Source organism: Vibrio sp. PNB23_22_6, assembly GCF_052877535.1.
This window is the reverse complement of record NZ_JBNFXP010000065.1, coordinates 1-956: the sequence shown is the minus strand read 5'-3', so window position 1 is coordinate 956 and position 956 is coordinate 1. Positions and strand designations below refer to the sequence as shown.

At 43.6% G+C, this 956-nt stretch carries 1 pseudogene; it reads left to right on the top strand.

What is annotated here, in order from left to right:
• A pseudogene (locus ACVA54_RS19630) lies at positions 1-941 on the top strand (IS3 family transposase); the annotation flags it as partial.
• Positions 942-956: the final 15 nt, after the last annotated feature.

The window sequence follows — 956 nt, the reverse complement described above, 5'->3', positions numbered from 1 at the left end:
CAGCGGGTAACAGAAGAGCGAGACATACTAAAAAAAGCCGCGGTGTACTTCGCAAGCCAGTCCGACTGAGGTATGCCTTTATTAAAGCGAATCAGACCATCTGGTCTGTTCGACGCATGTGTAAAGTCTTTGGAATTCACCCAAGTGGTTATTATTCTTGGCTAAAAAATCCAGATAGTAGACAAGAAAAGCGGCGAAAATACCTTCTCGGACTGATAAAGCAATTTTGGCTGGAGTCAGGCTGTGTGTATGGTTATCGAAAAATCTACAGTGACCTGCGAGATGAAGGGGAAATCTGTGGAATTAACCAAGTTCATAGCCTAATGAAGCGAGAAGGTATTCAGTCGCAAAGAGGCTATCGAAAGCCACGCCCCAAGGGTGGTGCCGAAAACATCATTGTTCCTAACAAACTCTCAAGAGAGTTCAACCCGATCGCGCCCAATCAATCGTGGGTAACTGATATTACCTATATCAAAACGCACGAAGGTTGGCTGTATTTGGCGGTAGTTGTAGATCTATTCTCTCGGCGAGTAATTGGTTGGTCAATGAAAAGTAGAATAACTAAAGAACTTGTCCTAGATGCTTTGCTAATGGCGGTTTGGCGCCGTTCGCCTATAGGAAAAGTGCTCGTCCACTCAGATCAAGGTAGCCAGTATACCAGTCACGACTGGGACTGTTTTTTGAAACAGCATGGTCTTGAATCAAGTATGAGTCGCCGTGGTAATTGTCACGACAATGCGGTTGCCGAGAGTTTTTTCCAGTTACTCAAAAGAGAAAGAATTAAGCGGAAGTGCTACACCACTAGAGAAGACGCTCGTATGGACATCTTCGAATATATTGAGATGTTCTACAACATTAAACGCCGACATGGTTCCAATAATCAGTTGTCGCCAGTAGAGTATGAAAAGCAATATGAAATCAAGTTAAAGAGTGTCTACTGATTTGGTGGCTATTCA